Origin of the sequence: Actinomadura terrae (genome assembly GCF_022751215.1) — a bacterium.
GTDB classification, from domain to species: Bacteria; Actinomycetota; Actinomycetes; order Streptosporangiales; family Streptosporangiaceae; genus Spirillospora; species Spirillospora terrae.
In genome coordinates, this window is record NZ_JAICDG010000003.1 from 161,412 (window position 1) to 186,463 (window position 25,052).

The window sequence follows — 25,052 nt, forward strand, 5'->3', positions numbered from 1 at the left end:
AAACACCGCACTGGTGTGGGCGGGCCACCCGTCCCGGGGGGCCGGAGTTGCACCGTGCACAAGGCACCGTGCGGATTTGACGACCATGGGAGGACTTTCGTGAGCGCGACCGCGGGTCAGGCGCAGTCTGAGCGCAGCCTGGCCGAACGGCTCGGCCTGAAGGCGGGCCAGGTGGTGCAGGAGATCGGCTACGACGACGACGTCGACGAGGAGCTGCGCCGCTCCGTCGAGGCCGTCACGGGGAGCGAGCTGGTCGACGAGGACTACGAGGACGTGGTCGACATCGTGCTGCTGTGGTGGCGCGAGGAGGACGGCGACCTGTTCGAGGCGCTGACCGACGCCATGTTCCCGCTGACCAGCGGCGGCAACATCTGGCTGCTGACGCCCAAGGCGGGCCGCGAGGGCCACGTGGAGCCGAGCGACATCGGCGAGGCCGCCCAGACGGCCGGGCTGTCCCAGACGAGCAGCACCAGCGCCGCCAAGGAGTGGTCGGGGACGCGACTGGTCGCACCCAAGGTCAAGAAGTAGGCCGGGGGTCCCCACGAGGCCGGCCGGCGCCAGATCGCCCGCCGGTCCGCGAGTCGCCGTGTCCGGGTGGCAGACTGGGTCCGTCCCCACGGCCGTGGGGGCGACCGACTTCCCCCGTGTCCGGCGGGGGCGAACCGCGGGAGAGGCATGGCGGTCGAGGTAGGCGACGTCGCACCCGACTTCGAGCTGAAGGACCAGCACGGCGCACCGGTGAAGCTGTCGGATTTCCGCGGCGACGCCAACGTCGTCCTGGTGTTCTACCCGCTGGCGTTCAGCGGCGTGTGCACGGGCGAGCTGTGCGAGATCCGGGACGAGCTGCACACGCTGGGCGGCGACGGCGTGCAGGTGCTCGCGGTCTCGGTCGACTCGGTGTTCGCCCTGCGCGCCTGGAGCGAGCAGGAGAAGTACACGTTCCCGCTGCTTTCGGACTTCTGGCCGCACGGCGGGACGGCGCAGCGCTACGGCGTGTTCGACGAGGAACGCGGCATCGCCACGCGCGGCACGTTCGTCATCGACACCGAGGGCGTCGTCCGCTGGAAGGTCGTCAACGCCGTCCCGGACGCGCGCGACATCGGCGAGTACCGCAAGGCGCTCGCCGCCCTCTGAGCCCAACCGGCCGTTGCCGGGGCATCCCCGGCAGGGCGTGGGAGCTTCTCCACGAGAAACACAGGCGTTCCGGGGGTATGGGGATCGTCTCCCCACGGGAAACCAGATCGGCCCGGGGGCGTGTGGGGTCGTCCCCCCACAAGAAACCGGGCCGGTGCCGGCCCTCCGGTACCGGCCCCCGCACCTCTGGAGGGGTGATGCCCTGCTTTCGCTGCGGGGCGCGGCAGACCGACCCGGTGCGCGGCGCGAGCCCGTGGAAGCGCGGCGTCCGGGCCGACCGTCAGGTGCTGATCTGCCCCGGCTGCCAGGCCGCCCACGACTGGGCCGCCGATCTCGACCACTGCGCCGACTGCGGCTCGTCCGCCCTGGTGTGCCGGCTGGGCGAGGTGGAGTGCCGCGACTGCGGCCACACCCGCGCCGCCGACCGCCCGTCCGGCGGCCCGGTCCGCTCGACCGCCTCACCGGGCGACACCCTGCCGCCGGAGCGGGACGGCAGGCTCTCGGAAGAGGTGGCGGCGGCCCTGAACCGCGTTCTGAAACGCCGCCCCTCCGGCTGACGCCCCGGTCGCGTCCCGCCGACCCCGGCCGTGCGCCTTTTGGCCGTCTTCGGTCACCGCCGACAGGCCGCCATTCCCCGGCCAATCGGTGCGACCCTCACTCTCCGTAGCAGAACGGCTCTTGACGTGGGGATTCGCCTGCTGCCACGCTGCGCGGATGCCGATCTTGTTCCGGCGGCTCGCCCACCGCATCGTCGCGCGCTCCTGGCGCGCCCCGGCGCTCGTTCTAGCGGTGGCGTTCCTGGTCGGCTGGCTGCTGATCGCGGTGTTCGAGGAGCCCGGCGCCAAGATCAAGAAGCCGCACGAGTACCTCTGGTACTTCTTCGTCAGCGGCACGACCACCGGCTACGGCGACCTGTTCCCGACCTCCGCCGGCGGCCGGATCGGCGGCGCGATCGTGATCATGGCGGGGCTCACCGCCGGGCTCGTGCTGTTCGCCGAGCTGACGCTGTGGATGGCGAAGGGGAGGACGATGAGGGCCACCGGCCAGGCGCGGCTGCATCTGCGGCGGCACATCGTGACCGTCGGTTACGACCGCGACGGCCTGCGCGCCGTCATCGGGCAGCTGCGCGCCGACCCCGAGTTCGCGGCGGCGAAGGTCGTCACGATCTTCTGGCCGGACGAGCTGGCCGGCGAGAACCCCGACCCCGACCTGTACGACGTGGTCGCCTTCGACGACACCGCGTTCGACCGCGCCTGCCTGCGCGACGCCCGCACGGTCGTCGTGGTCGGCCACACCGACGACGAGACCGTCCGGGTCATGCTCCAGGTGGTGGCCCACCTGCGGCGGCACGGGTCCCCGGCCGTCCACCTGCTGGCGGGCGTGCACGACGGCGGCCGCCGCGCCGAGATCACCGAGGCGCTCGGCCTGATCGGGCCGGACATCGAGCCCGTCGACATCGACGATCCCGCCGTCGTCGCCGTCGCCGTCCGCAACCCGGGCGTCGCGTCGATCTACCACAACCTGGCCAGCACCCTGGACGCGGACTCGACGCTCTACCGCCTCGACGTGCCGGAGGACGCGGGAGAGTGGCCGCGCCTCGACCTGGCGATCGACTTCCTCAGGCGCGGCTGCACGCTGCTGGCGGTGGGCGAGTCCCACCGTCCGAACGCCCGCTTCCGGTTGGCGGCGCGGCCGGACGAGACGGTCCGCGGCGGGCAGTCGCTCGCCGTCGTCGCCGAGTCCCGTCCCGAAATCCCCTGGCACGAACTGTGACCCAGCCCGGTCTCACACGCTGACCGCGTCCGGCTCACGCGCTGACCCCGCCCGGCCCCACGGGCCTTGCGAACTCTTGACCTGCTTGGAAACTGGCTGCTAGCTTTTGCCGCATGCTGGAATAGCGTTCCGTATGACGGAAAGTGCGGATGCGTGAGCTGACGGAGGGATCCCCGTTGAAGAACCTCATGCCGATCGTCGCCGCGGTGCTCCTCGCGACCACCGCCGCAGCCTGCTCGTCCGGGGACGGGGACTCGGGAGGAGGCCCCGTCGAGCTCATGCTCTGGCACGGCCAGAACGACATCGCGGCCAAGTCGATGGACAAGCTGGTCGAGTCGTTCAACCGGTCGCACCCGAACATCAAGGTCAAGACCGACTCCGGCGGCGCGACCGCGGACACGATGCTGCCCAAGGTCACCGCGGCGTTCGCCGCCGGCACCTTTCCCGACGTCGCCTACATGTACGGCTCGTGGGGCGCGGCGCTCGCGCGGAGCCCGAAGGTGCCGAACCTGAAGAAGTACATCGGCGCGTCCGACGTCAACTGGGACGACTTCTGGCCGAACAGCCGGGCGACGGCGACGATCAACGGGAAGGTGATCGGCTTCCCGTCCGCGGCCGACGACCTGACCGTCCTGTACAACAAGAAGCTGCTGGCCGACGCCGGCCTCAAGCCCCCGTCGCCCACCTGGAGCTGGGACGACTTCCGCTCGATGGCGCGCAAGCTCACCAACGCCGAGGACAAGACCTACGGGACGACCTGGGCGGTCAGCGGCGGCGAGGAGACGACCTGGCTGCTGTGGCCGCTGCTGTGGCAGCACGGCGGGTCGATCCTGTCCAAGGACGAGAAGAAGGCCGCCTTCAACTCCCCGGCGGGCGTGCGGGCGCTCACGCTCGTCCAGCAGATGACCCTCCAGGACAAGTCGGTCTACGTGGACACGAGCCCGGCCGAGAAGGGGCAGAAGCTGTTCGAGTCCGGCCGCCTCGGGATGTTCCTGGCGGGGCCGTGGGTGCTGCCCGACGTCCAGGCCGCGAAGGTCGACTACGGGATCGCGCCGATGCCCGGGACGAACGGCGACCACCAGACGGTGTCCGGCATGGACAACTGGGCCGTCTTCGACCACGGCAGCCGCCGGGTCAAGGCCGCCGTCGAGTTCCTCACCTGGCTCACCAAGCCCGAGCAGCAGCTGGTCTGGATGAACGACACCGGCTCGCTGCCGACCCGCAAGTCGATCACGAGCCTGCCCGGCTACCAGGAGTACACGAAGAAGTACCCCGGGGTGGACGTCGTCACCGAGAACCTCGTGAACGCCAAGCAGATCCGTCCGGTGATCTCCAAGTACCCGCGGGTCTCGGGGTTCGTCGCGCAGGCGATCGCCGCCGCTCTGCTCGGCAAGTCCGATCCGCAGAGCGCGCTGAACGACGCGGCGAACAAGTCCGACGCGCTGCTGAAGGTGCCCGGCCAGTGAGCGCGGCCGTCGTCGCGAAGAAGACCGAGCGGCGCGATCCGCCGGGCCGGGCACCGAGGCGGCGCAGGCGGCGCGGCCTGGCCGACCAGGCCACCGGGTGGTCGTTCGCCGGGCCGTCCACACTGCTGGTCCTCGGGTTCTCGCTGCTGCCGATGGGCTGGGCGCTGCGGCTGTCGATGACCGACTCCGACCTCGTCACCGAGGGGCAGGGCGTCGGGCTCGACAACTACCGGGCGCTCGCCGACGACCCCGTCTTCTGGAAGTCGATCCGCAACACGCTGGAGCTCACCGCCCTGTACATCCCGGCGTCGCTGCTGCTCGGGCTCGTGGTCGCGCTGCTGCTGAACAAGCCGATCCGGGGCATCGCGTTCTACCGGGCGTGCTTCCTCGTCCCGTTCGTCGCCTCGGCCGCCGCCGAGGGCCTGCTGATGGCCTTCGTGTTCGACAAGGACTTCGGCGCGGTGAACGGCCTGCTCACGCGGGCGGGGCTGCCCGCGCAGGGGTTCCTGGACGATCCGTCCCAGGCGATGTTCGTGATCACCGGGATCTTCGTCTGGACGCAGTTCGGGTTCAACGTCGTGATCTACCTGGCGGCGCTCCAGGACATCGCGCCGGAGGTGCTGGAGGCCGCCGCGATCGACGGCGCGGGCCGCTGGCGGACGTTCCGGCACATCATCATCCCCTCCGTCCGGCCGATCTCGCTGTTCCTCGCCGTCTGGGGGCTGATCGACTGCCTCCAGTTCTTCGACCTGCTGCTGACCTCGACCAGGGGCGGGCCGGTCAACTCCACCATCACGATCGTCTACTACGTCTGGCAGCTCGCCTTCGAGTACTTCACCGCGGGCTACGGCGCGGCGGTCGCCTACGCGCTGTTCGCGGGCAGCCTCGTCGCCATCGTCCTCGGGCTGCTGTTCGGGCGCCGGAAGGGGTTCCTGCTGTGAAGAGGCCCGATGCGCGGCACCTCGTGCTGGCGCCGCTGTCGATCCTGATGGTGCTGCCGTTCGTCTACATGCTGGGCGCGTCGGTCATGACCCAGGCGCAGATCAACCGGTACCCGCCGCCGCTGTACCCGCCGGGCGTGGACCTGTCCGGCTACCAGGAGCTGCTGTCGGACTCGCAGTTCCCGCGGTGGTTCCTCAACAGCGTGATCGTCTCGGCTGCGATCGTGGCCTCGCAGGTCGTGCTGTGCAGCATGGCGGGCTACGCGTTCGCCCGGCTGCGCTTCTCCGGACGGAAGGTCGCGCTGGTCCTGGTCATCGCGACGACGCTGATCCCGTTCCAGCTCACCGTGATCCCGACGTTCCTGATCTTCCACGAGCTGCACCTGATCAACACGCTCCCCGCGCTGATCGTGCCGCAGCTCGCGTCGGCGCTCGGGGTGTACCTGATGACCTCGTTCTTCCAGAACTTCCCGCGCGAGCTGGAGGAGGCCGCCCGCATCGACGGCTGCTCCCGCTTCGGGGTGTTCTTCCGGGTCGTGCTGCCGGTCGCGCGCCCGGCGCTCGCGGCGCTGGCGGTGATCACGTTCATCTACGCGTGGAACGATCTGTTCTGGCCGCTGGTCGCGATCTCCTCCGAGGACAAGTACACGGTGCAGGCGGGCCTCGCCACCTTCCAGGGGCAGCACCGCGCGGACTGGCCGAAGATCATGGCCGGGACCGTGCTGACCACCGTCCCCGTACTGGCCGTGTTCATCATCGGGCAGCGCCGCTTCGTGCAGGCGCTCGCGGGCGCGGTCAAGGGATAGGAACCGGGCAGGGCGAAGGGCCCCGGGCGCCCGCCTCCGTACAGGCGCCCAGGGCCCTTCTCAGATGCCGAGGACGCGGGCCGCGTTGGACGCGTAAACGCGGGCCAGCACGTCCTCGGGCAGGCCGAGCCCGCTGATGCGCCAGCGGCCCATCAGCGGCGGGTCGTCGCTTGAGTGCGGGAAGTGCTCGTCCAGCGTCTCCAGGAACCGGAAGTGGGTCGCGTAGAGGTCGGCGGACGGGGGGAACTCGTCGGTGCCGAACAGCACCCGGTCGGGGAAGCGCAGCATGAGCTCGCGGGTCGCGCGCGGCTGCCGGCCGAGCTCGGCGATGCGGGCGGCGATGTCGATGTTCAGGTTCGGGTAGGCGGCGAGCATGCGGCCGACGCGGCCGAGGTCCTCGGCCTGGCAGCCCGCGTGGACGGCGACGAAGGTGGTCCGGGGGTGCCCGGCGACCAGCGCCTCCAGCGAGTCCATGAGCCAGTCGAAGCGCGGGAAGCGGTCCGCGTCGGCGAACGACCAGTCGGGATGGGCGAGCAGCTGCTCGTACCGCTCGTTGCGCTCGTCGACGGGGTCGAAGAACGCGATCGGGTCGGCGGTGTGGATCCACACGGGCACGCCGAGGTCGGCGGCGGCGTCCCACAGCTCGCCGAGCCTCGGGTCGTCGGGCAGGACGAGCCGGCCCGAGTCGTCCCGGATGTGCAGGCCGAGGTCCTTCCAGACCTTCAGCCCGCGCGCGCCCGCCTCCACCGACCGGCGCAGGCTGTCGGCGAGGGCGCCGGGACGGCCGATCCGCGTCCAGTCGACATGGCAGAACGTCAGGAAGCGGTCCGGGTGCGCGCGGTCGTAGCGGTCGAGGTTGGCCTCCAGTTCGGCGTCCCAGCGGCCGTCGAGGTTGACGATCGTCTCGACGCCGCACGCGTCCATCAGCGCGAGCAGCGACTTCACGTCCGGGATCGTCCAGTCGCCGGTCAGCCACCGGCCGAGATGGTTGTGCGCGTCGATCGCCGGCACCGCCGCCCGCGGGACGTGCGACTCCTCCACCCGCAGTCGCGCGCGGGGCCGGTACTCGCTCAGCTTCATGCTCCACCTCCGGGAAATGGGGCGCCCGTGAATAAGAAGGGCGGCGGGCCGCCGTCACAGGCGACGTCGATGGCGGCGTCCATTGCGGCGGCCCGCCACAGGCCTTGCGCGACTCCGTCGGTCAACGCCGGATCCCCTCGGGAAGGGAGTCGCCGTGCGCGTCGATCATGTCCTCCACCAGGTCGTGGATCTGGGGGAGGGTGAGGGTCGCGGCGGTGTTCGGGTCGAGCGCCGCCGCCTGGTGGACGTGGTCGCGCCGCCCCTCCAGCGCCGCCCGCACGGTCAGGTCCCCGACGTTCAGGAACGTGCGGTTGAGCGCGGCGAGCTGCGGCGGCATCGCGCCGATCCGGGTCGGGCGCACGCCCGACCGGTCGACGACGCAGGGGACCTCCACGCACGCGTCCGGCGGGAGGTTGGAGATCAGGCCGTCGTTGCGGACGTTGCCGTGCACGACCCGCCGGGTACCGGTCTCGATCGAGTGGATGATCTCCGAGGCCAGCTCCGACATCGGCTCGACCTCCACGCCCTCGCCCGCGGCGAGGCGGCGGCGCGTCTCGGCGTAGGAGTCGAGGTTCTCCCGCGACCACTCCAGGTAGGCGCCGATCTGCACGCCGAAGTGCTCGACCTGGTCGTCGTGGCGCAGGAACCACGGCAGGTACTCCGAGCCGTGCACCGAGGACTCGGTCGGGAAGTGCCCGAACCGCGTGAAGATCTCGGCGCGGACCGTCGCGCGCAGCTTCGGGTCGGCCTCGACGACCTCGGCGAGCCGCGGGTAGAGGTTCTCGCCCTCATGCTCGAACTTCAGCACGAACGCCTGGTGGTTGACGCCGGCGGTGACGAAGCCGACCTCGTCCACCGGGACGCCGACGAGGTTCGCCAGCCGCTCCTGCGTGTCGCGCACGGAGTGGCAGATGCCCACCACGTTCTTGAACGGCGTCCCCTCCCACACCGAGCGCGGGACCATCGTCATCGGGTTGGTGTAGTTGAGCAGTAGCGCGTCCGGCGCCAGCTCGGCGAGGTCGTTGCCGAGCGCGACCATGACCGGGATCGTGCGCAGCGCGCGGAAGATCCCGCCGATCCCCAGCGTGTCGGCGATCGTCTGCCGGATGCCGTGGCGGGCCGGCACCTCAAAGTCGATCTTCGTGGCCTCGAACCCGCCGACCGCGATCTCGTTGATCACGTAGTCGGCGCCGTCGACGGCCGCGCGCCGGTCGGTGTGCGCCTCGACCTTGGCGGGCAGCCCGAGGTGGGCCACCATCCAGTTCGCCATCGTCTCGGCGGTGCCGAGCCGCTCGGCGTCGATGTCGTGCAGGACGAGCGTCGACGCGCCGAGCCCCGGCAGCGTGAGGATGTCCGACAGGACGTTCTTGGTGAACTCGACGCTTCCGGCGCCGATGAAGACGATGCGTGCCATGGTGCCCCTTACCGGTGTCCCTTACATGATCGCGAGTTGGCCGCCGTCGATGACCAGCTCGGCTCCGTGCACGAACGAGGCGTCGTCGGAGGCGAGGAAGGCGTAGGCGGCGGCGACCTCGGCGGCCTGCCCGGCGCGTCCGAGGGGAATGTGGTCGCGCTGGTAGGCGGCGACGAAGTCCGGGCCGAGGTCGGCCTCGATCCCGGCGTTGAGCGGGGTGCTGATGTAGCCGGGGCAGACGGCGTTGACGCGGATGCCGTGCCGCCCGAGCTCCACCGCCATCGTCTTGGTCAGCAGCAGGACCCCGCCCTTGGACGCGTTGTAGTGCGCGTAGTCCTCCTCGCCGCCGAGCCCGTTGGTGGAGGACATGTTGACGATCGAGCCGCGCGTCCCCTCGCGCACCATCAGCCGGCTCACCGCCTGCCCGACCAGGAACATGCCGCGCAGGTTGACGGCCATGATCGTGTCCCAGTGCTCGGGGGTGATCTCCAGGAACGGCTCGCGCCAGCCCGTCCCGGCGTTGTTGATCAGCACGTCCACGCCGCCGAGCGCGGCGACCGCCTCGGCCACCAGGTGCTCGACGTCGTCCTCGTGGCTGACGTCGCAGGTCGTCCCGCTGATCTTGCCGAGCGGGGACAGCCCGGCGACGACGTCCTCGACCCGGTCGAGGCCGCACACGAACACCCGCGCGCCCTCCTCCAGGAACCGGCGCGCGGCGGCCTCCCCGATCCCGCTGGTGCCGCCCGAGATCAGGACGTTCTTTCCGGTCAGCCCGCGCATCGCCATGTCCTTCCGTGGTCGGGCCGGTAGCGGTTCATACGCCGAGCACGACCGGGCGGCCGACCTTCGGCACGAGGTACTCCTGGTCGGGGAACCCCCGGTCGAGGACGTCGACGAACGTCGTCACCGACTCGGCGTTGACCGCGAACAGGTCGTGGTGGCTCGGCAGCAGCCAGCGCGCGTCGGCGCCGGCGGCCAGGTGCGCCGCCTCCCGGACGGTCAGGTTCCCGACGATCCCCATCTCCTCGCGGATCCGGTCGCGGCCGTTGACGGGCAGCAGCGCGACCCGGGGCCGCAGGCCGTCGAGGGCCCGGTCGATCTCGGGGTGCGGGACGGTGTCGCCCGCGTGGTAGACGGTCACGCCCGGGTCGAGTTCGACGACGTAGCCGAGGAAGCGGTGCGCGCCGTCCTGCACCATGACGTCGTAGCAGAGCGGCCCGGTGTACTCGGGGGAGTGCGCCGCCGGGACGGGGTGGACGCGAATGCCCGCGATCTCCAGCGGCTCGCCCGCCAGCGCCGGGACGAACCGTGCGCCGAGCGCCTCCGCGTCCTGCCGCAGGACGGGCGGCGCCACCACCGTGAAGGGGCGGCGCGCGAGCGCGGGGCCGAGCGTGTGCGGGTCGAAGTGGTCGGCGTGCTCGTGGGTGACGAGCACGACGTCGGCGTCCAGGTCGGCGGGCCCGAACGGGGGCGGGAACCGGCGGGCCCAGCGGCCGGGCGGGCCGAACTCCGAGTCGGCCGCCAGCCGGTCCGACAGGTACGGGTCGACGGCGACGACCGTGCCGTTCGCGCCCTTCAGCAGGAACCCGGCCTGCCCGAGCGCGCAGACGCCGACCATGCCGGGCGGGACGGCCAGTTCCCGGAAGCCCTCACTGATCCCCATCGCCGACTCCTCCTCTGCTACTGACCGGTCATGGCGCGAGGAGGGCCTTGACCGGTTCCGTGCCGCCGTTCATCAGGTCGGTGAAGACCCGGGCGCCATCGCTCAACGGAAAGGTGTTCACCCAGCTCAGGTCCCATTCTGCGGCGAGCTCGACGGCCGTGCTGAACTCCGCGGGGGTGTAGCCGAACGAGCCGAGCAGCCGCTTCTCGGTCCGGACGAGGTCGTTCGCGTCGAACCCGGGGTCGGCGCTCGCCAGCCCGAGCGCCACCGCGACCCCGCCGGGCGCGAGCCGGGCGAGGGCGTCGGCCCGGGTCGCCGGCAGCCCCACCGCGTCGAAGACCACGTCGAACTCCCCGCGCAGCGTCGGGCCGGTGGCGTCGGCGCCCAACTGTCCCGCGATCGCCGCGCGGCGCTCGGACAGGTCGGCGGCGACCACGGACGCGGCGCCGCGCAGCCGCGCGAGCTGCGCGCACAGCAGGCCGATCGTCCCGCAGCCGATGACACCGACGCGCGCGCCCTCCGGGACCGCTGCCACGTTCCACGAGTGGACTGCGTAGGCGATCGGCTCGACCACGCCGGCCGCCGTCCAGGACAGCGCGTCCGGAAGGGCGTGGACCGAGGACGCCGGTACCGCGACCCGCTCGGCGAACCCACCGGGGCGGTGCACGCCGATCAGCGCGCGGCGGCGGCACAGGTTGCCGCGTCCCCGCGTACACAGATCGCAGTCACCGCAGGAGAGAATGGGGTTCACCACGACGCGGCGGCCGTCGGGGGTCGTCCCCGCGAACTCGTGGCCCATGACGAGCGGCGGGGTGCGGAAGCCGGGGGTGCGCACGCCGTGCAGTTCGCTGCCGCAGATCCCGGCGGCGGCGACCTCCACGAGGATCTCATCGGGTTTCACGGACGGTTCGTCGATGTCATGCAGTTCCACCACGCTCGGCGCGGTGAAAACGAGTGCCTTCATCACAGCCGTGAATGTAGCAGCGATCCGTATCGTGGGCTAGCATTCCGTATTGCGGAAACATAGGGGAGAGGGTCGCATGGCGAAGAACGAGTCACCGGTGGGCAGCGTGGACAGGGCGCTGCGCATCATCCAGTTGCTCTCCGAGAGCGGGCGCGGCGTCACGCTGGAGGACCTCGCGGTCCGCTCCGGCATCCCGCGCAGTTCGCTGCACCGGCTGCTCGGCGCGCTGCGGCACCGCGGCTTCGCCGCCCAGCCGGAGCCGAACGGGCCCTACTTCCTCGGCACGGAGCTGCTCGCGGCGGCGTTCCGCTACTACGACCGGATCGACCTGCGCGCGCTCGTCCACCCGGTGCTGCTGCGGCTGCGCGAGGAGCTGAACGAGACCACGCACATGGCCGTGCTGGACGGCGGCGAGATCGTCTACGTGGACAAGGTCGAGGCCATCCACCCGATCACGATGACCTCGGTGATCGGCGGCCGCAATCCCGCGTACTGCACCGGCGTCGGCAAGGCCCTGCTGGCCTGGACGTACCCGACCGACGAGGCGATCAAGCTGTGGGCCGCCGCGCACGAGCTGCGGCCCGTCACCCGGCACTCGATCACCTCGCCGGCCCGGCTCGCCGAGGAGATGGCCGAGATCAGGGAGCGCGGCTACGCGCTCGATCTGGAGGAGAACGAGGAGGGCGTGCGCTGCGCGGCGGTGCCGGTCTTCCTCGGCCGCTCCACGCCGTCCGCCGGGATCAGCGTCACCGCGCCGAAGGACCGCTTCCCGAAGGCGCGGGTGACCGAGGTGGCGCTGCGGCTGCGCACGATCCTGGCCGACGAGCTGGACGAACCCGCAGGCCCGGCCGAGTGAGGCCCGCCGGCGCTCCGCGGGGCCCCGCCCGGGAGGGGGCCGGGCGGGCCTCATGGGGCACCCGCCCCGCCCCCGGGGGCATGTCCGCAGTGTGCCGGATGGTTGACAGCGGGCGAGTCATGCTGGTTGCCTTTCATGGAAGCCCATTCCGTGATACGGAAAGAGAAGCAAGTGGCGAAGGTCGTGGTGATTCTCGGGCTGCTGCTTGCGCTGGCGGGGGCGGGGTGTTCGACGGGGTCGTCCGAGAAGGAGGAACGGGGCGCTCCGTGGAGACCGGTCGTCGGCAGCCGGTGGCAGTACCAGCTTTCGGGTGATCGCAAGTTCCCGGGGACGGGAGGCATCAACGTCGATATCTGCGAGCGTCCCTATGCCGGTGGTAGTAACAGTGGCGGCAACGGCGGGGGCGGGCGCAAGAACGGGGTCGGGGACGGGGACGGGGACGACGGGAAGGTCGGCGCGGGCGCGTGCGTGCGCCCCGAGGTGTTCGACATCGACCTGTACGCCGACGCCGCGGTCGCCGGCAACAACACCACGCTCAACACCGCCGCCGTCAAGGCGATCCACGCCCGCGGCGCCAAGGCGATCTGCTACATCGACTCGGGTTCGGTGGAGAAGGTCCGTCCGGACTACCCGCAGTACGTCGAGTGGCACGAGGCCCACGGGAAATCACTGATCGGCAAGTCCTATCCGGGTTTCCCGGAGGAGAACTACGCCAACATCAACAACGACAAGGGGCAGCGCGACTTCGTGCTCAAAATGCAAGAGGCACGGGTCCGCAAATGTGTTCAAGCGGGGTTCGACGCCGTCGAGTTCGACGTCGTCAACGCCCACGAGGACGGGGCGGGGGTCACCGGGTGGCAGGTCAGCGCCGACAGCCAGCTCGTGTTCAACCGCGCGCTCGCTGACATGGCGCATCGCCACGGCCTCGCGGCCGGGCTGAAGAACGACCTCGGCCAGATCCCCCAGCTCGTCTCCTCGTTCGACTTCATGGTCAACGAGGAGTGCTGGGAGTTCCGCGAGTGCGATCGGCTGAAGCCGTTCATCGCGGCGGGCAAGCCGGTCTTCGGCGTCGAGTACAAGCCCTCACGCGGGCCGGACCCGCTGGCCTTCTGCCGCGAGGCCGTGTCGCTGCGCTTCGGCTTCATCAAGAAGGGCGAGGACTACCTCCTCACCGACCAGCCGTACACCCCCTGCCGCTGAGCCGGCGGGATCGAACGAAAGAACAGCCATGCGACTCCTCACCTTCCGCACCGAGGGCGGCACCCGCGCGGGGCGCCTCGACGGCACGCAGGTCACGCCGCTGGACGCGCCGGACGTGGGCGCGCTGCTCGCCACCGGCCTGGACTGGCGCGCCCGCGCCGCCGCGACCGGGCCGCTCGTCCCCTTCGACGAGCTGGAGCTCGCGCCGCTGATCCCCCGGCCGAGCAAGATCATCTGTGTGGGGCTCAACTACAAGCGGCACATCGCCGAGACCGGTCTGGAGACCCCCGAGCACCCGACGCTGTTCGCGAAGTTCGCGAACTCGCTGATCGGCGCCCGCGACCCGATCGTGCTGCCCGCCACGTCCGGGGCGATGGACTGGGAGGCGGAGCTGGCGATCATCGTCGGGCGCGGCGTCGCGCACGCCGACCGCGCCGAGGCCCGCGCGGCCATCGCCGGGTACACGGTCGCCAACGACGTCAGCGCCCGCGACTACCAGCGCCGCACCACCCAGTGGCTCCAGGGCAAGACGTTCGACGCGACGACGCCGCTCGGCCCGGCCCTGGTCACCGCCGACGAGCTGTACGACGTCGCCGACCTGGTGGTGTCGTGCAAGGTGCGCGGCGAGCAGATGCAGGGCGGCTGGACCGGCGACATGCTGTTCCCGCCGGACGAGATCGTCTCCTACATCAGCGGGATCATGACGCTCGAACCCGGCGACGTGATCCTCACCGGGACCCCGGCGGGCATCGGCGACAGCCGCACGCCGCCGATCCGGCTCGAACCCGGCGACGTCCTGGAGACCGAGATCGAGGGCCTCGGCGTGCTGCGCAACGAGTGCAGGCTCAGCCCGTGCTCCGCACGCGGAACGCAAGACCGGCCCGGGCCAGCCGGCCGATGAGCGCGTCGCCCATGGCGGCCGCCGTGGTCACCTGGCCTGAGGTGTCGGGCAGGTCGTCGTGGGCGAGGCAGAGCGCGGACTCGGCGAGCATCCGGGCGGTCTCGGTGTAGCCGGGGTCGCCGCCCGCGACCTCGGTGACGACGCGCCGGCCGCCGCCCTCGCCGACGAACGTGACGTTGAACCAGTTGCGCGCGCGGCGCTCCTCCGACGGCCCCCCGCCGGGCACGCCGAACCGCCGCAGCAGCGACCGCGCGGGCGGGACCTGCGCGAGGGCGAGGAGCGTGCCCGCGCCCGCGACCATGCCCGCCGCCTCGGCCAGGTGTTTGACCGCGACGTGGTGGCCGTAGGTGAAGTCCGGGCCGTACCGGTCGAGCGCCCTGGCCGAGCGCGCCACGACCTGCGGGTCGATGGTCGGGGCCGGCAGCGTCCAGCCGCCGGTGACGCGCGTCCTCGGCAGCGGGCTCCGCGCCACGCGGACCCGCCGCCCGCCGTCGTCGTGCCCCTCCTCGGCCCTCCTCCGGTCGCGCTCGGCGCGCAGCATGCCGGGCACGTCGGCGAACATTCCGATGATCGACTGCACCGTGCCGCCGGACGGCGCGAAGCGCGCCCGCACGAACCCCTCCACGTGCAGCGGCACGCCCTCGGGCAGCTGCCCGACGGTGAAGTAGACGCCGAGGTCGGCCGGGATCGAGTCGAACCCGCACGAGTGGACGAGCCGCGCCCCGGTCCGGACGGCCTCCTCGTGGTAGGCGAGGTACATGCGGTCGACGAACGTGGGCTCGCCGGCGAGGTCGACGTAGTCCGTCCCGGCGCGGGCGCAGGCGGCGACCAGGGGCTCGCCGTGCTCCAGGTACGGGCCCACCGTCGTGATGACGACCCGCGTCGTGCGCGCCAGCTCGCCGACCGAGCCGACGTCGGCGGTGTCGGCGTGGAGCAGGGGCAGGTCGGCGCAGGCGGGGTTCAGCGCGGCGAGCCGGTCGCGGACCGCCTCCAGCTTCGCGCGGTTCCGCCCGGCCAGCGCCCACCGCGTCCCTGGGTCGGCGTGCTCCGCCAGGTACTCGGCGGTCAGCGCGCCGGTGAACCCCGTCGCGCCGAACAGGACGATGTCGTACGGGCGGTCGCCGGTCATACAAACCCCTCTCGTGTAAACCGATCCTGACCTATGGGACGGCGGAGGGGGCCCGCGCCGCGCCGCGCAATTCAGTGATCACCCTTCGTTATCGCTTCGATGCCGTGCGTATCGGCGGCGCGTCCCGGATCGGTGGCCGGTGCTGTCCTAATGTGGCCAGGTCGAGGGGGGACGGTGCCGTGCCGGGGCTCGCCATGGCGATGGACGTCGCCGCGTTGTTGCTGTTCGGACGGCTCGCCCATGCCCTCGCCCACCGGCCCCGCCCGGCCGCGCGCGGCGCGCCCCGGGATGCCCCGGACACCGCCGCGATCGCCGAGGCGGCGCTTGACGCCGCCGGTCCGGACGATGTATCCGCAGGCGGCGCCGAGGCGGTGCCCGACGACGCCGGGCGGTTCGCGGCGATGGCGCTGCTCGGCGCCAGCCTGATCCTGCTGTCGGTCCCGCTCTGGAGCGGTTAGCGGGCGTCCCGCCCCGCGCCGGAAGGGCTTCTCCGGAGCTGCGCTTCCGGGGTGCGACGGTGATCACACGCGGGCCGGGGAAGCGGCGTCCCATGTCCTAGTGTTGGCACCATCGACATGACGATGTGGGGGAGAAGTTGCTTAACCCTGAGGACCTGTACGAGCTGGACACCGACGTCCCGGAGCTGGCCGGGCCGGTGCTGCTGCACAGCCTCGACGGCTTCGTCGACGCGGGATCCACGGGGCAGCTCGTCCGCGAGCACCTGCTGGAGGCGCTGGAGCACCGCATCGTCGCACGGTTCGACGTCGACTCGCTGATCGACTACCGCGCCCGCCGCCCGAGCATGACCTTCGACCGCGACCACTGGGCCGCCTACGACGCGCCCGAGCTGGTCGTCCGGCTCGTCCAGGACGAGGCCGACACGCCGTTCCTGATGCTGTCGGGCCCCGAGCCCGACCGGCTGTGGGAGGGGTTCACCGCGTCCGTCCTGCACCTGGTGAAGCGGCTCGGGGTGGGCCTGGTCGTCGGGGTGCACGGCATTCCGATGGGCGTCCCGCACACCCGCCCGGTGGGGATGACCTCGCACGCGACGCGGCCCGAGCTGGTCACGCGCAACTCCTGGTTCGACAAGGTGCAGGTGCCGGGCAGCGCGGCGGGCCTGCTGGAGCTGCGACTCGGCGAGGCCGGGCACGACGCGATCGGGCTGGCCGTTCACGTCCCGCACTACCTGGCGCAGTCGGCCTATCCGGCCGCCGCCGTCGCCGCGCTGGAGGCGATCGCGGCGGCGACCGGCCTGTCGCTGCCCGCCGAGCGGCTGCGCGAGGCCGCCGCCCGCACCGACGCCGACATCGCCGAGCAGGTGGACGGCAACGACGAGGTCGAGAAGGTCGTCCGGGCGCTGGAGCAGCAGTACGACGCGTTCGCGGGCGCCGCCGAGCGCGACAACCTGCTCGCCGAGTCGCAGGACATGCCGACCGCCGAGGAGCTCGGCGCCCAGTTCGAGCGGTTCCTCGCCGAGCAGGACGGTCCCGAGCCGCCCGCCTGACATGACCCGCTCCCGGGCGGGGTAGGCGAGCACCCGGGAGGGGAGTCTCGATGATCACGATCGGGCTGGCCGACGCGACGCTGACCGGCGACCTCGTCATCCCGGACGAGCCGACCGGGATGGTGCTGTTCGCGCACGGCAGCGGCAGCTCCCGGCTGAGCCCCCGCAACCGGGCCGTGGCGCGCGGCCTGAACGCGGCGGGCATCGGCACGCTGCTGCTGGACCTGCTCACCGAGCGCGAGGAGCGGGCCGACGCGGCGACGGCCGCCCTGCGCTTCGACATCGAACTGCTGACGATGCGGCTGATCGGCACCATCGACCGGTTGGCGGAGGGCCTGGAGTCGGCGCCGCACACCGCCGGGCTCCCGCTCGGGCTGTTCGGCGCCAGCACCGGCGCGGCGGCGGCGCTGGCCGCGACGGCGGCCCGGTCGGACGTCGCGGCGGTCGTCTCGCGAGGCGGGCGGCCCGACCTCGCGGGCCCGTCCCTGCCGCGCGTCCGGGTGCCGGTGCTGCTCATCGTGGGCGGGCGCGACCCCGAGGTGCTCGCGCTGAACAGGCGCGCCCAGGAGCGGATCGACGGCCGCGCCGAGTTGCACGTCATCTCCGGCGCGACCCACCTGTTCGAGGAGCCGGGCGCGTTGGAGGAGGTCACCACGCAGGCCGCGGAGTGGTTCAACCTGCACCTGCGCGGCGCGGCGGTGCGCTGAACGGGCGATTGCGTCGTTCGGGGTGGTTTGGGGCCGTCCCTTTGGGAAACATGGGTCCATGCCCGATGTCATCGTGGTCGGCGCGGGGCCCGCGGGCTCCGCCGCTGCTTGTCACCTGGCCCGCGCCGGGCTGGACGTGCTCGTCCTGGAGAAGGCCACGTTCCCCCGCGAGAAGGTCTGCGGCGACGGGCTCACGCCCCGCGCCGTCCAGGAGCTGGTGACGCTCGGCGTCGACATCGGGGACCCGGGCTGGTTCCGCAACGCGGGGCTCCGGCTCGTCGGCGCCCGCCACCGGCTGGAGATCGGCTGGCCGGGCGGGTCGCTGCCCGCCTTCGGGCTCACCCGGACACGCTCCGACCTCGACGAACTCCTTGCCCACCAGGCCGTGAAGGCGGGCGCCACGCTGCGCGAGGGCACCAAGGTCACCGCGCCCCTGCGCAACCGGTCCGGGCAGGTCTGCGGTGTGGTCGCCGGCGGGCGGGAGCACCACGCGCGGCTGGTCCTCGCGGCGGACGGCGCGTCCTCGCGGCTGTCGGTCGCCACCGGCCTCCGGCGCCGCCGGGACCGCCCGATCGGCACCGCCGCCCGCCGCTACTACCGCAGCCCGCGGCACGACGACACGCACCTGGAGATCCGGGTCGGCGACGTGCCCGCCGGATACGGGTGGGTCTTCGGAATGGGCGACGGGACGTGCAACGCCGGGGTCGTGCTGCTGCGCGACACCGGCGCCGACTGCCGCACGGTCCTCGACCGCTGGCTGGCGACGCTGCCGCCCGAGTGGGGGCTCACGGAGGAGCACGCGGTGGCGCCCGTCCGGGGCGCCGCGCTGCCGATGGGTTTCAGCCGCCAGCCGCACTACGCCGCCGGGCTCCTGCTCGTCGGCGACTCCGGCGGCATGGTCAACCCGTTCAGCGGCGAGGGCATCGCCTACGCGCTGGAGGCCGCCCGGCTAGCCGCCGAGACGATCGAGACCGCACTGACCCGTCCGACGGCCGGGCAGCGCGAGCGGGCGCTGCACCGGTACCCGGCCGCGCTGAAGTCGGCGCACGGCGGCGCGTTCACGCTCGGCCGCGCGGTCGCCCAGGCCGTCGAGCATCCCTGGGTCATGCGGCTGGCGGCCCGGCACGGGCTGTCACGCCCGGCGCTCGGACGGGTCGCGCTCACCGTCCTCGCCGGGATGGGCGACCCGCGCGGGCGGCGGGCGCCCGACCGGCTCGCCGCCGCGCTCGCCCGGATCACCCCGGCGTCCTGACCCCTCCCAGGATCAGGTCGGCCGCCCTTTCCGCGATCATGATGGCGGGGGCGTTGGTGTTGCCGGTCGGCACGTCCGGCATGACCGACGCGTCGGCGACCCGGAGGCCCTCCACCCCGTGGACGCGCAGCTCGGGATCGACGACCGCGGCGTCGTCCACGCCCATCTTGCAGGTCCCGGCCTGGTGGTGGTAGGTGACCACGCACTTGCGGACGTAGTCCCGCAGGCCCGCCTCGTCCAGCGCGAGCGGGCCGGGGTACAGCTCCTGGGCGCCCCAGCCCTCGCGCAGCGCGGGGGCCGCGATGATCTCCTGGCAGAGCCGGACGGCGGCGCACAGCGCGTCCAGGTCGGCGTCCGCGGACAGCACGCGCGGGTCGATCAGCGGCTCCGCGTCGCCGGACAGCCGGACCTCGCCCTTCGACTCCGGCCGGACCAGCCCCGCCATCAGCGAGAGACCGTCGGGCGGGCCGTGCATCCACGGCTCGTAGAGGGGGACGCCGAAGTGCAGCGGTTGCAGGTCGGGCACCGGCAGCCCCGGCCTGCTCCGCCAGAACAGGTGGCTCTGGGTGTGCGGGAGGCCCCGCGACAGCGTCGGCGGACGGTCGGTCGCGGCGATCACCGGCACCAGCCAGTGGTCCTGGAGGTTGCGGCCCACCCCCGGCAGGTGGACGGCCGCGCCGCCGAGCACGTCCGCGTCTCCGATGCCCGAGCGCAGCAGCAGCACCGGAGACCCGATCGCGCCCCCGCACAGCACGACCTGGTCGGCGCGGCCCCGCTCCAGCCGTCCGGCGCGTGTCCACTCGACGCCCACGCAGCGGCGGCCTTCGAGGATCAGCCGCCGGGCGCGCGCGTCCGGGAGCAGCGTGACGCCCTTCCCGAGGACCGGCTCCAGGTACGCGCGGGCCGTCGTGAGCCGCACGTGGTCGCGGATCGTGAACTGCATGAACGAGACGCCGTCCTGCGTCGCCCCCCGGTTGTAGTCGGGGTTGAACGGCAGCCCGGCCTCCTGCGCGGCCTCCACGATCGAGCACTGCACGGGATCGGGCTGGTAGCCGGTGAGGACGTCGAGCGCCCCGGGCCTCCCGGTGCCGAGGCCGTCGACGCGCTCGAAGACCGGGCGGACGTCCTCCCACGACCAGCCGGTGTTGCCGAGCGCCGCCCACCGGTCGTAGTCGGCGGGATTGCCGCGCACCCAGATCATCGCGTTGAGCGCATGCGACCCGCCGACCACGTGGCCGCGCGGCAGGTGCAGGCTCCGGCCGTGCGCGTGCTCCTGCGGGACGGTCTGGAACCCCCAGTCGAGCGGTGAGTTCCACAGCTCGTGCATGCGGGCCGGGTCGTCCACCTCAGGGGCCTCCCGGTACGGGCCCGCCTCCACGAGCAGGACGCTGTGCCCGGCGTCCGCCAGCCGCCGCGCCACGACCGAGCCGGCCGACCCGGCGCCGACCACGATCACATCCGCCTGATGGTCGCTCATCCGGCAGCCTCCCGTCCCTCTGGATTCTCCCGCTGTCGGGGCGGTCAGCGTAGGCACGGCGCCTTCCGGGTACGACGGGTCCGGCGCCGGTCGTGCCGCCACAGACAAGCACTGTTCCGACACAGCCAAGGAAGCGCGCGCGTCCGGTGGTGTGCTCGACCGGACGCAGACCAGCGACAGAAGAGGGAGACCATGAGCGAGGCGCTCGACATCATCAAGGCCCACTACGCGGCCTCCGACCGGGGCGACCTGGACGGCATGGTCGAGGCGTTCGCCGACGACGTCGAGTGGACGGAGATGGCCGGGTTCCCCTACGCGGGGACCTACGTCGGCGTCCCCGCGATCCGCGAGAACGTCTTCGGCCGCCTCAACGGCGAGTGGAAGGACTTCACCGCCACCGCCGAGGAGATCATCGACGGCGACGAGGGCAGGGTCGTGGCGCTCGGCCACTACGCGGGGACCTTCGCCGCGACCGGGAAGTCGATGCGCGTCCGGTTCACCCATGTCTGGCGGGTCCGGGACGGAAAGGTCGTCGGTTTCGAGCAGTTCACCGACACGCTGCTCGTCCGCGCGTCCATGGAGTGAAACGCCCCCCTGGTGCGACCGGCCTCCGCAGGGCACTATGTGACCGGGAGGCCGGGCATCTCACCTGGGGAAACACGCATGTCGACGCTCATCGCCACCGCGGACAGGCCCGCGCGCGAAAGGTTCGAGTTCTGGCGCAGCTCCGTCTCGGACATGTTTGTTCCGCTACGCACCGAAACGTCGCGCCCTGACCGTTTCGACGGCCGGATGCGCGGCTGCGAGCTGGGCGCGCTGAAGGTGGCGGAGGTCGCCGCGACGCCCCATGTCGTCCGGCGGACCGGGCCGCTGATCGCCCGCTCCGACCCGGGCCACTACAAGCTCGGCGTCCAGCTCAGCGGCTACTGCGTCCTCACCCAGGACGGCCGCGAGGCCGCGCTCGTCCCCGGCGACTTCACGATCTACGACACCACCCGGCCCTACACGCTGGCCTTCGACGACTCCTACCGGCAGCTCGTCCTGATGGTCCCGCGCCGCCTCCTGCACCTGCCCGAGGAGGCCATCGCCGGGATCACCGCCACCCGGATCTCCGGCCGCCAGGGCGTCGGGGCGCTGCTGTCGCCGTTCCTCGTCCAGCTCGCCCGCAACCTCGACGACCTCGACGACCAGGCCGGCGTCCGGCTCGGCGACAACATCGTGGACCTCCTCGTCACGCTGCTCGCCGAGCGCCTGGACGTCACCGCCCCCACCCCCGACGCGGGCCGCCGCGCGCTGCTGATCCGCGTCCGCGCCTACATCGAGCGCCACCTGGACGACCCCGACCTGTGCCCGGACGGCATCGCCGCCGCGCACTTCGTCTCGTCCCGGCACCTGTACAAGCTCTTCCGCGAGGAGGGCACGACGGTCTCGATGTGGATCAAGCAGCGCCGGCTAGAGCACTGCCGCCGCGATCTGCGCGACCCGCTCCAGCTCAACCGCCCGGTCAGCGCCATCGCCGCCCGCTGGGGGTTCGTCGACGCCGCCCACTTCAGCCGTCTGTTCAAGGCCGCCTACGGCGCCAGCCCCCGCGAGTACCGGGTGACGATCACGGCAGAGTGAGCGGTACCGGTCAACCGCCGTACACCGACAGACAAGACGCTCCACGCCGCCTCCCTCGAAGCTGGGCCCCAAAGGGAGGCCCACCATGACCACGCGTACCCAGCTCCATATCAACGGCGAATGGACGGCCGCCGCGGGCGGCGCCGAGTTCACCACCACCGACCCCGCGACCGGCGCCGTCCTCGGGACCTGCGCGGAGGCCGGCCCCGCCGACGTCGACCGGGCGGTGGACGCGGCGCGCGCCGCGCTGACCGAGCCGTCCTGGGCGTCGATCCCGCCGAGCGCCCGCGCGCGGCTCCTGTGGCGCGTCGCCGACCTGATCGAGGAGTACGAGGCGGAGCTGGCCGAGCTGGAGACCCGCGACCAGGGCCAGCCCCTCGGCGTCGCGCACTCGGTGAGCGTCACCGGCGCCGCCGAGCACTTCCGCTACTTCGCCGGCTGGTGCACCAAGATCGAGGGATCGGTCTCCCCGGTCTCGTTCCCGGACACCCTGCACTACGTCCGCCGCGAGCCGGTAGGCGTTTGCGCGCTGATCACCCCCTGGAACTTCCCGCTGATGATCGCCGCGTGGAAGCTCGCCCCCGCCCTCGCCTGCGGCAACACCGTGATCATCAAGCCGGCCGAGCAGACGCCGCTGACCACCGTCCGGCTGGTCGAGCTGTGCGAGCGGGCGGGCTTCCCGCCCGGCGTGGTCAACCTGCTCACCGGCGGCCCGGCCGCCGGGAAGGCCCTGGTCGCCCATCCCGGCGTCGACAAGGTCTCCTTCACCGGCTCCAGCTCCGTGGGACGCGAGATCGTCCACGCGTCCGCAGGCAACCTCAAGCGCGTCACGCTCGAACTCGGCGGCAAGGCCCCCAGCGTCATCGCCCGCGACGCCGACATCGACCTCGCCGTCGCCGGCAACCTCCAGGGCGCCCTGCTGAACAGCGGCCAGGTCTGCGCCGCCTACACCCGCCTGTACGTCGACCGCCGCCGCGCCGACGAGTTCACCGAGAAGCTCGCGGCCGCCGCCGCCTCCCTGCGCCTCGGCCCCGGCCTGGACCCCGAGACCCAGATCGGCCCCCTCGTCTCCCACGAGCACCTCAGCCAGGTCGACTCCTACGTCCGCACGGGCGAGAAGCAGGGCGCCGAACTGGTCACCGGCGGCTCCCGCGCCGACGGCCCCCTCTCCAACGGCAACTTCTACCGCCCCACCGTCTTCGGCTCCGTCACCGACGACATGACGATCGCCCGCGAGGAGATCTTCGGGCCCGTCCTGCCCGTCCTGGCCTACGACGACCCCGAGGAACTGGCCGCCCGCGCCAACGACACCGAGTTCGGCCTCGCCGCGTCCCTGTGGACCCGCGACCTCGCCACCGCCCACCGCCTGGCTGCCGACATCCGCGCCGGCGCCGTCTTCGTCAACATGCTCCCCATCCCCGACGCCGCCGCCCCCTGGGGCGGCTACAAGTCCAGCGGCTGGGGCCGCGAGATGGGCCCCTACGCCATCGACGCCTACACCGAGGTCAAGGGGGTCTGGGTCCACCTGGGCGACTCCTGACCCGCCCCCGCGTACCCGGTTCGCCGCCTCCGCCCCGTTTCGCGATACCCCCCGCGAACCGGGTACGCTTTCCCGGTCACGAGCACGCGGGCGCGTAGCTCAGGGGTAGAGCACTCGCCTTACAAGCGAGGAGTCGGCGGTTCGAAACCGTCCGCGCCCACCCGCCACAAGGCCATGATCCGCAGTCGCGGATCATGGCCCTTCCTCATCCGAGTGACCATGAGATCCCGCGGGTAGGGGCGCCGTAGTCCCCACGCCTCCGCATTTGCGTTGGAGCGCACTCCAGCTCCTACGTTCGACGCGTGCGATACATCAAACTCGGAACGACTGGACTGGAAGTCTCCGCCATCACCCTCGGCTGCATGAGCTTCGGCGAGCCGGACCGGGGCGGCGAGCCCTGGTCGCTGGGCGCGGACGCCAGCCGGGACATCATCAAGCAGGCCCTTGAGAGCGGCGTCAACTTCCTCGACACGGCCAACGGGTACAGCTCCGGAAGCAGCGAGGAGATCGTCGGCCAGGCGGTCAAGGACTTCGCCCGGCGCGAGGAGGTCGTGCTCGCCACCAAGGTCTGGATGCGGATGCGCCCCGGCCCGAACGGCGCCGGGCTGTCCCGCAAGGCGATCTTCGCCGAGCTCGACGCCTCTCTGAAGCGACTGGGGACCGACTACATCGACCTTTACCAGATCCACCGCTGGGACTACGAAACCCCGATCGAGGAAACCCTCGAGGCGCTGCACGACGCGGTCAAGTCCGGGAAGGTCCGCTACATCGGAGCCTCTTCCATGCACGCCTGGCAGTTCGCCAAGGCCCTGTTCCTGGCCGACCTGAACGGCTGGACCCGGTTCGTGTCGATGCAGGACCACTACAACCTCATCCACCGAGAAGCGGAGCGGGAAATGCTCCCGCTCTGCGCCGACCAGGGCATTGGCGTGATCCCGTGGAGCCCGCTGGCGCGGGGCAGGTTGACGCGGGCCCGGGACACCGCCACGGCGCGTGCCGAGACCGACGCGGGCGGCAGGATCCTCTACCGCGACGAGGACCAGGCGGTGGCCGAGCGCGTCCACGAGATCGCGGGCAAGCGGGGCCTGTCCCCGGCGCGGGTCGCCCTGGCCTGGGTCATGCGCAACCCGGCGGTGACCTCGCCCATCGTCGGGGTCACCAAGCCGGCCCAGTTGGCCGACGCGGTCGCCGCGGTGGACGTCGAACTCGACGACGACGAGGCCGCCTACCTGGAGGAGCCCTACCAGCCGCACGAGGCCGCCTACCTGCAAGAGTCCTTCTACAAGCGGCAGCCTGTGGCGGGCTTCCCGGCGACGCGTACAGGATCGAACCGCTGACCTGGACGGAACTCGCGCCGGCGAGGCGTTCAAGACCTACGGCCGGGAGCTGGAGGCGCTGGCCGACCGGTAGAAGACCGAGCTGGCCATGATCCGCTCACCTGGACCATGGCCTTCGCTTTTGTGAGTGACTAACTGGGTGGCTACGGCTCCTGATCCGTCGCCTCGTCGTCAGCGACGATGCCGTCCATCGCGGCGAGGAGTAAAGCCGTGCGATCATCGAGATCTGGTCTCCTGGCTATCTCGACTGTAGAAGCAACTGCAATAGGCTGCGAAACTCCGCTTCAA

The 25,052-nt window shown here is 72.0% G+C and carries 25 protein-coding genes and 1 tRNA gene; 19 read left to right on the top strand and 7 right to left on the bottom strand.

Annotation, left to right across the window (positions count from 1 at the left end; translation table 11 throughout):
• Positions 1–99: 99 nt before the first annotated feature.
• The 7 genes from K2F47_RS20585 (at position 100) to K2F47_RS20615 (ending at position 6,120) form a co-directional block, all read left to right on the top strand.
• Entirely contained in the window at positions 100–528 is a 429-nt protein-coding gene (locus tag K2F47_RS20585) for a DUF3052 domain-containing protein (protein ID WP_214618704.1), read from the top strand.
• A gap of 147 nt (positions 529–675) precedes the next feature.
• The gene (locus K2F47_RS20590; protein ID WP_242906240.1) at positions 676–1,134 is read left to right on the top strand and encodes a peroxiredoxin; all 459 of its coding nucleotides are present in this window, start codon (positions 676–678) and stop codon (positions 1,132–1,134) included.
• A 197-nt stretch (positions 1,135–1,331) separates the two neighbouring features.
• Positions 1,332–1,691, top strand: coding sequence for a hypothetical protein (locus K2F47_RS20595; RefSeq protein WP_242906241.1), 360 nt, complete (start codon positions 1,332–1,334; stop codon positions 1,689–1,691).
• 157 nt (positions 1,692–1,848) lie between these two features.
• The gene (locus tag K2F47_RS20600) at positions 1,849–2,907 is read left to right on the top strand and encodes a potassium channel family protein (RefSeq protein WP_242906242.1); all 1,059 of its coding nucleotides are present in this window, start codon (positions 1,849–1,851) and stop codon (positions 2,905–2,907) included.
• Between the two features lie 149 nt (positions 2,908–3,056).
• Entirely contained in the window at positions 3,057–4,373 is a 1,317-nt protein-coding gene (locus K2F47_RS20605; RefSeq protein ID WP_242906244.1) for an ABC transporter substrate-binding protein, read from the top strand.
• On the top strand, positions 4,370–5,314 hold the full coding sequence (locus K2F47_RS20610) for a carbohydrate ABC transporter permease (RefSeq protein ID WP_242906246.1): 945 nt from the start codon (positions 4,370–4,372) through the stop codon (positions 5,312–5,314). The genes K2F47_RS20605 and K2F47_RS20610 overlap by 4 nt, the downstream gene beginning before the upstream one ends.
• Entirely contained in the window at positions 5,311–6,120 is an 810-nt protein-coding gene (locus K2F47_RS20615; RefSeq protein WP_242906247.1) for a carbohydrate ABC transporter permease, read from the top strand. Before K2F47_RS20610 ends, K2F47_RS20615 begins: the two co-directional genes overlap by 4 nt.
• A gap of 60 nt (positions 6,121–6,180) precedes the next feature.
• Here the strand turns inward: K2F47_RS20615 and K2F47_RS20620 are convergent, their stop codons facing one another.
• The 5 genes from K2F47_RS20620 to K2F47_RS20640 form a co-directional block, all read right to left on the bottom strand.
• Positions 6,181–7,200: an amidohydrolase family protein gene (locus K2F47_RS20620; RefSeq protein ID WP_242906249.1), complete on the bottom strand. Its 1,020-nt coding sequence runs from the start codon at positions 7,198–7,200 to the stop codon at positions 6,181–6,183.
• Positions 7,201–7,321: 121 nt separating this feature from the next.
• Complete coding sequence (locus K2F47_RS20625) at positions 7,322–8,614, bottom strand: alpha-glucosidase/alpha-galactosidase (RefSeq protein WP_242906251.1); 1,293 nt, start codon at positions 8,612–8,614, stop codon at positions 7,322–7,324.
• 21 nt (positions 8,615–8,635) lie between these two features.
• Positions 8,636–9,394 carry an SDR family NAD(P)-dependent oxidoreductase gene (locus K2F47_RS20630; protein WP_242906254.1) on the bottom strand — a complete coding sequence of 253 codons (759 nt, stop codon included), beginning with the start codon at positions 9,392–9,394 and terminating at the stop codon, positions 8,636–8,638.
• Between the two features lie 34 nt (positions 9,395–9,428).
• A complete protein-coding gene (locus K2F47_RS20635; RefSeq protein ID WP_242906256.1) occupies positions 9,429–10,277 on the bottom strand; it encodes an MBL fold metallo-hydrolase in 849 nt (282 codons plus the stop codon).
• A 28-nt stretch (positions 10,278–10,305) separates the two neighbouring features.
• Complete coding sequence (locus K2F47_RS20640; RefSeq protein WP_242906257.1) at positions 10,306–11,241, bottom strand: zinc-binding dehydrogenase; 936 nt, start codon at positions 11,239–11,241, stop codon at positions 10,306–10,308.
• Positions 11,242–11,317: 76 nt separating this feature from the next.
• Here K2F47_RS20640 and K2F47_RS20645 point away from each other — a divergent pair, with 76 nt between their 5' ends.
• The 3 genes from K2F47_RS20645 (at position 11,318) to K2F47_RS20655 (ending at position 14,198) form a co-directional block, all read left to right on the top strand.
• Complete coding sequence (locus tag K2F47_RS20645; RefSeq protein WP_242906258.1) at positions 11,318–12,097, top strand: IclR family transcriptional regulator; 780 nt, start codon at positions 11,318–11,320, stop codon at positions 12,095–12,097.
• A gap of 171 nt (positions 12,098–12,268) precedes the next feature.
• Positions 12,269–13,297, top strand: coding sequence for an endo alpha-1,4 polygalactosaminidase (locus K2F47_RS20650; RefSeq protein WP_242906259.1), 1,029 nt, complete (start codon positions 12,269–12,271; stop codon positions 13,295–13,297).
• A 28-nt stretch (positions 13,298–13,325) separates the two neighbouring features.
• Positions 13,326–14,198 carry a fumarylacetoacetate hydrolase family protein gene (locus K2F47_RS20655; RefSeq protein ID WP_242906260.1) on the top strand — a complete coding sequence of 291 codons (873 nt, stop codon included), beginning with the start codon at positions 13,326–13,328 and terminating at the stop codon, positions 14,196–14,198.
• On the opposite strand, the gene K2F47_RS20660 is transcribed toward K2F47_RS20655, so the two are convergent.
• Positions 14,143–15,327, bottom strand: a complete 1,185-nt coding sequence (locus tag K2F47_RS20660; protein ID WP_242906261.1) for a saccharopine dehydrogenase family protein — start codon at positions 15,325–15,327, stop codon at positions 14,143–14,145. The two genes, K2F47_RS20655 and K2F47_RS20660, sit on opposite strands and share 56 nt — an antisense overlap.
• Before the next feature lie 179 nt (positions 15,328–15,506).
• On the opposite strand from K2F47_RS20660, the gene K2F47_RS20665 reads away from it, so the two are divergent.
• From K2F47_RS20665 to K2F47_RS20680, 4 genes are all read left to right on the top strand, one after another.
• Positions 15,507–15,785 (top strand): hypothetical protein, encoded by a 279-nt coding sequence (locus K2F47_RS20665; RefSeq protein ID WP_242906262.1) that lies wholly within the window; start codon positions 15,507–15,509, stop codon positions 15,783–15,785.
• Between the two features lie 137 nt (positions 15,786–15,922).
• Entirely contained in the window at positions 15,923–16,831 is a 909-nt protein-coding gene (locus K2F47_RS20670; RefSeq protein ID WP_242906264.1) for a PAC2 family protein, read from the top strand.
• A 50-nt stretch (positions 16,832–16,881) separates the two neighbouring features.
• Positions 16,882–17,538, top strand: coding sequence for a dienelactone hydrolase family protein (locus K2F47_RS20675; protein WP_242906266.1), 657 nt, complete (start codon positions 16,882–16,884; stop codon positions 17,536–17,538).
• 58 nt (positions 17,539–17,596) lie between these two features.
• The gene (locus tag K2F47_RS20680; RefSeq protein WP_242906268.1) at positions 17,597–18,790 is read left to right on the top strand and encodes a geranylgeranyl reductase family protein; all 1,194 of its coding nucleotides are present in this window, start codon (positions 17,597–17,599) and stop codon (positions 18,788–18,790) included.
• Here K2F47_RS20680 and K2F47_RS20685 read toward each other — a convergent pair.
• Positions 18,774–20,267, bottom strand: coding sequence for a GMC family oxidoreductase (locus K2F47_RS20685; RefSeq protein ID WP_242906270.1), 1,494 nt, complete (start codon positions 20,265–20,267; stop codon positions 18,774–18,776). The two genes, K2F47_RS20680 and K2F47_RS20685, sit on opposite strands and share 17 nt — an antisense overlap.
• A 192-nt stretch (positions 20,268–20,459) precedes the next feature.
• Here K2F47_RS20685 and K2F47_RS20690 point away from each other — a divergent pair, with 192 nt between their 5' ends.
• The 5 genes from K2F47_RS20690 (at position 20,460) to K2F47_RS20710 (ending at position 24,764) form a co-directional block, all read left to right on the top strand.
• On the top strand, positions 20,460–20,852 hold the full coding sequence (locus tag K2F47_RS20690; RefSeq protein WP_242906272.1) for a nuclear transport factor 2 family protein: 393 nt from the start codon (positions 20,460–20,462) through the stop codon (positions 20,850–20,852).
• Between the two features lie 78 nt (positions 20,853–20,930).
• On the top strand, positions 20,931–21,887 hold the full coding sequence (locus tag K2F47_RS20695) for an AraC-like ligand-binding domain-containing protein (RefSeq protein ID WP_242906273.1): 957 nt from the start codon (positions 20,931–20,933) through the stop codon (positions 21,885–21,887).
• A gap of 85 nt (positions 21,888–21,972) precedes the next feature.
• Complete coding sequence (locus K2F47_RS20700; protein ID WP_242906274.1) at positions 21,973–23,427, top strand: aldehyde dehydrogenase family protein; 1,455 nt, start codon at positions 21,973–21,975, stop codon at positions 23,425–23,427.
• 88 nt (positions 23,428–23,515) lie between these two features.
• Positions 23,516–23,587: transfer RNA gene (locus tag K2F47_RS20705), tRNA-Val, on the top strand.
• A gap of 142 nt (positions 23,588–23,729) precedes the next feature.
• Positions 23,730–24,764, top strand: a complete 1,035-nt coding sequence (locus K2F47_RS20710) for an aldo/keto reductase (protein ID WP_308198434.1) — start codon at positions 23,730–23,732, stop codon at positions 24,762–24,764.
• The last annotated feature ends 288 nt before the right edge of the window (positions 24,765–25,052 follow it).

Excerpts from the sequence above, each read along its gene's own strand:
- K2F47_RS20630 (WP_242906254.1), bottom strand. The coding sequence starts at position 9,394 with ATGCGCGGGCTGACCGGAAAGAACGTCCTGATCTCGGGCGGCACCAGC.
- K2F47_RS20680 (WP_242906268.1), top strand. The coding sequence starts at position 17,597 with ATGCCCGATGTCATCGTGGTCGGCGCGGGGCCCGCGGGCTCCGCCGCT.
- K2F47_RS20690 (WP_242906272.1), top strand. The coding sequence starts at position 20,460 with ATGAGCGAGGCGCTCGACATCATCAAGGCCCACTACGCGGCCTCCGAC.
- K2F47_RS20605 (WP_242906244.1), top strand. The coding sequence starts at position 3,057 with ATGCGTGAGCTGACGGAGGGATCCCCGTTGAAGAACCTCATGCCGATC.
- K2F47_RS20660 (WP_242906261.1), bottom strand. The coding sequence starts at position 15,327 with ATGACCGGCGACCGCCCGTACGACATCGTCCTGTTCGGCGCGACGGGG.
- K2F47_RS20635 (WP_242906256.1), bottom strand. The coding sequence starts at position 10,277 with ATGGGGATCAGTGAGGGCTTCCGGGAACTGGCCGTCCCGCCCGGCATG.
- K2F47_RS20620 (WP_242906249.1), bottom strand. The coding sequence starts at position 7,200 with ATGAAGCTGAGCGAGTACCGGCCCCGCGCGCGACTGCGGGTGGAGGAG.
- K2F47_RS20625 (WP_242906251.1), bottom strand. The coding sequence starts at position 8,614 with ATGGCACGCATCGTCTTCATCGGCGCCGGAAGCGTCGAGTTCACCAAG.
- K2F47_RS20645 (WP_242906258.1), top strand. The coding sequence starts at position 11,318 with ATGGCGAAGAACGAGTCACCGGTGGGCAGCGTGGACAGGGCGCTGCGC.
- K2F47_RS20675 (WP_242906266.1), top strand. The coding sequence starts at position 16,882 with ATGATCACGATCGGGCTGGCCGACGCGACGCTGACCGGCGACCTCGTC.
- K2F47_RS20685 (WP_242906270.1), bottom strand. The coding sequence starts at position 20,267 with ATGAGCGACCATCAGGCGGATGTGATCGTGGTCGGCGCCGGGTCGGCC.
- K2F47_RS20600 (WP_242906242.1), top strand. The coding sequence starts at position 1,849 with ATGCCGATCTTGTTCCGGCGGCTCGCCCACCGCATCGTCGCGCGCTCC.
- K2F47_RS20655 (WP_242906260.1), top strand. The coding sequence starts at position 13,326 with ATGCGACTCCTCACCTTCCGCACCGAGGGCGGCACCCGCGCGGGGCGC.
- K2F47_RS20595 (WP_242906241.1), top strand. The coding sequence starts at position 1,332 with ATGCCCTGCTTTCGCTGCGGGGCGCGGCAGACCGACCCGGTGCGCGGC.
- K2F47_RS20700 (WP_242906274.1), top strand. The coding sequence starts at position 21,973 with ATGACCACGCGTACCCAGCTCCATATCAACGGCGAATGGACGGCCGCC.
- K2F47_RS20695 (WP_242906273.1), top strand. The coding sequence starts at position 20,931 with ATGTCGACGCTCATCGCCACCGCGGACAGGCCCGCGCGCGAAAGGTTC.
- K2F47_RS20590 (WP_242906240.1), top strand. The coding sequence starts at position 676 with ATGGCGGTCGAGGTAGGCGACGTCGCACCCGACTTCGAGCTGAAGGAC.
- K2F47_RS20640 (WP_242906257.1), bottom strand. The coding sequence starts at position 11,241 with ATGAAGGCACTCGTTTTCACCGCGCCGAGCGTGGTGGAACTGCATGAC.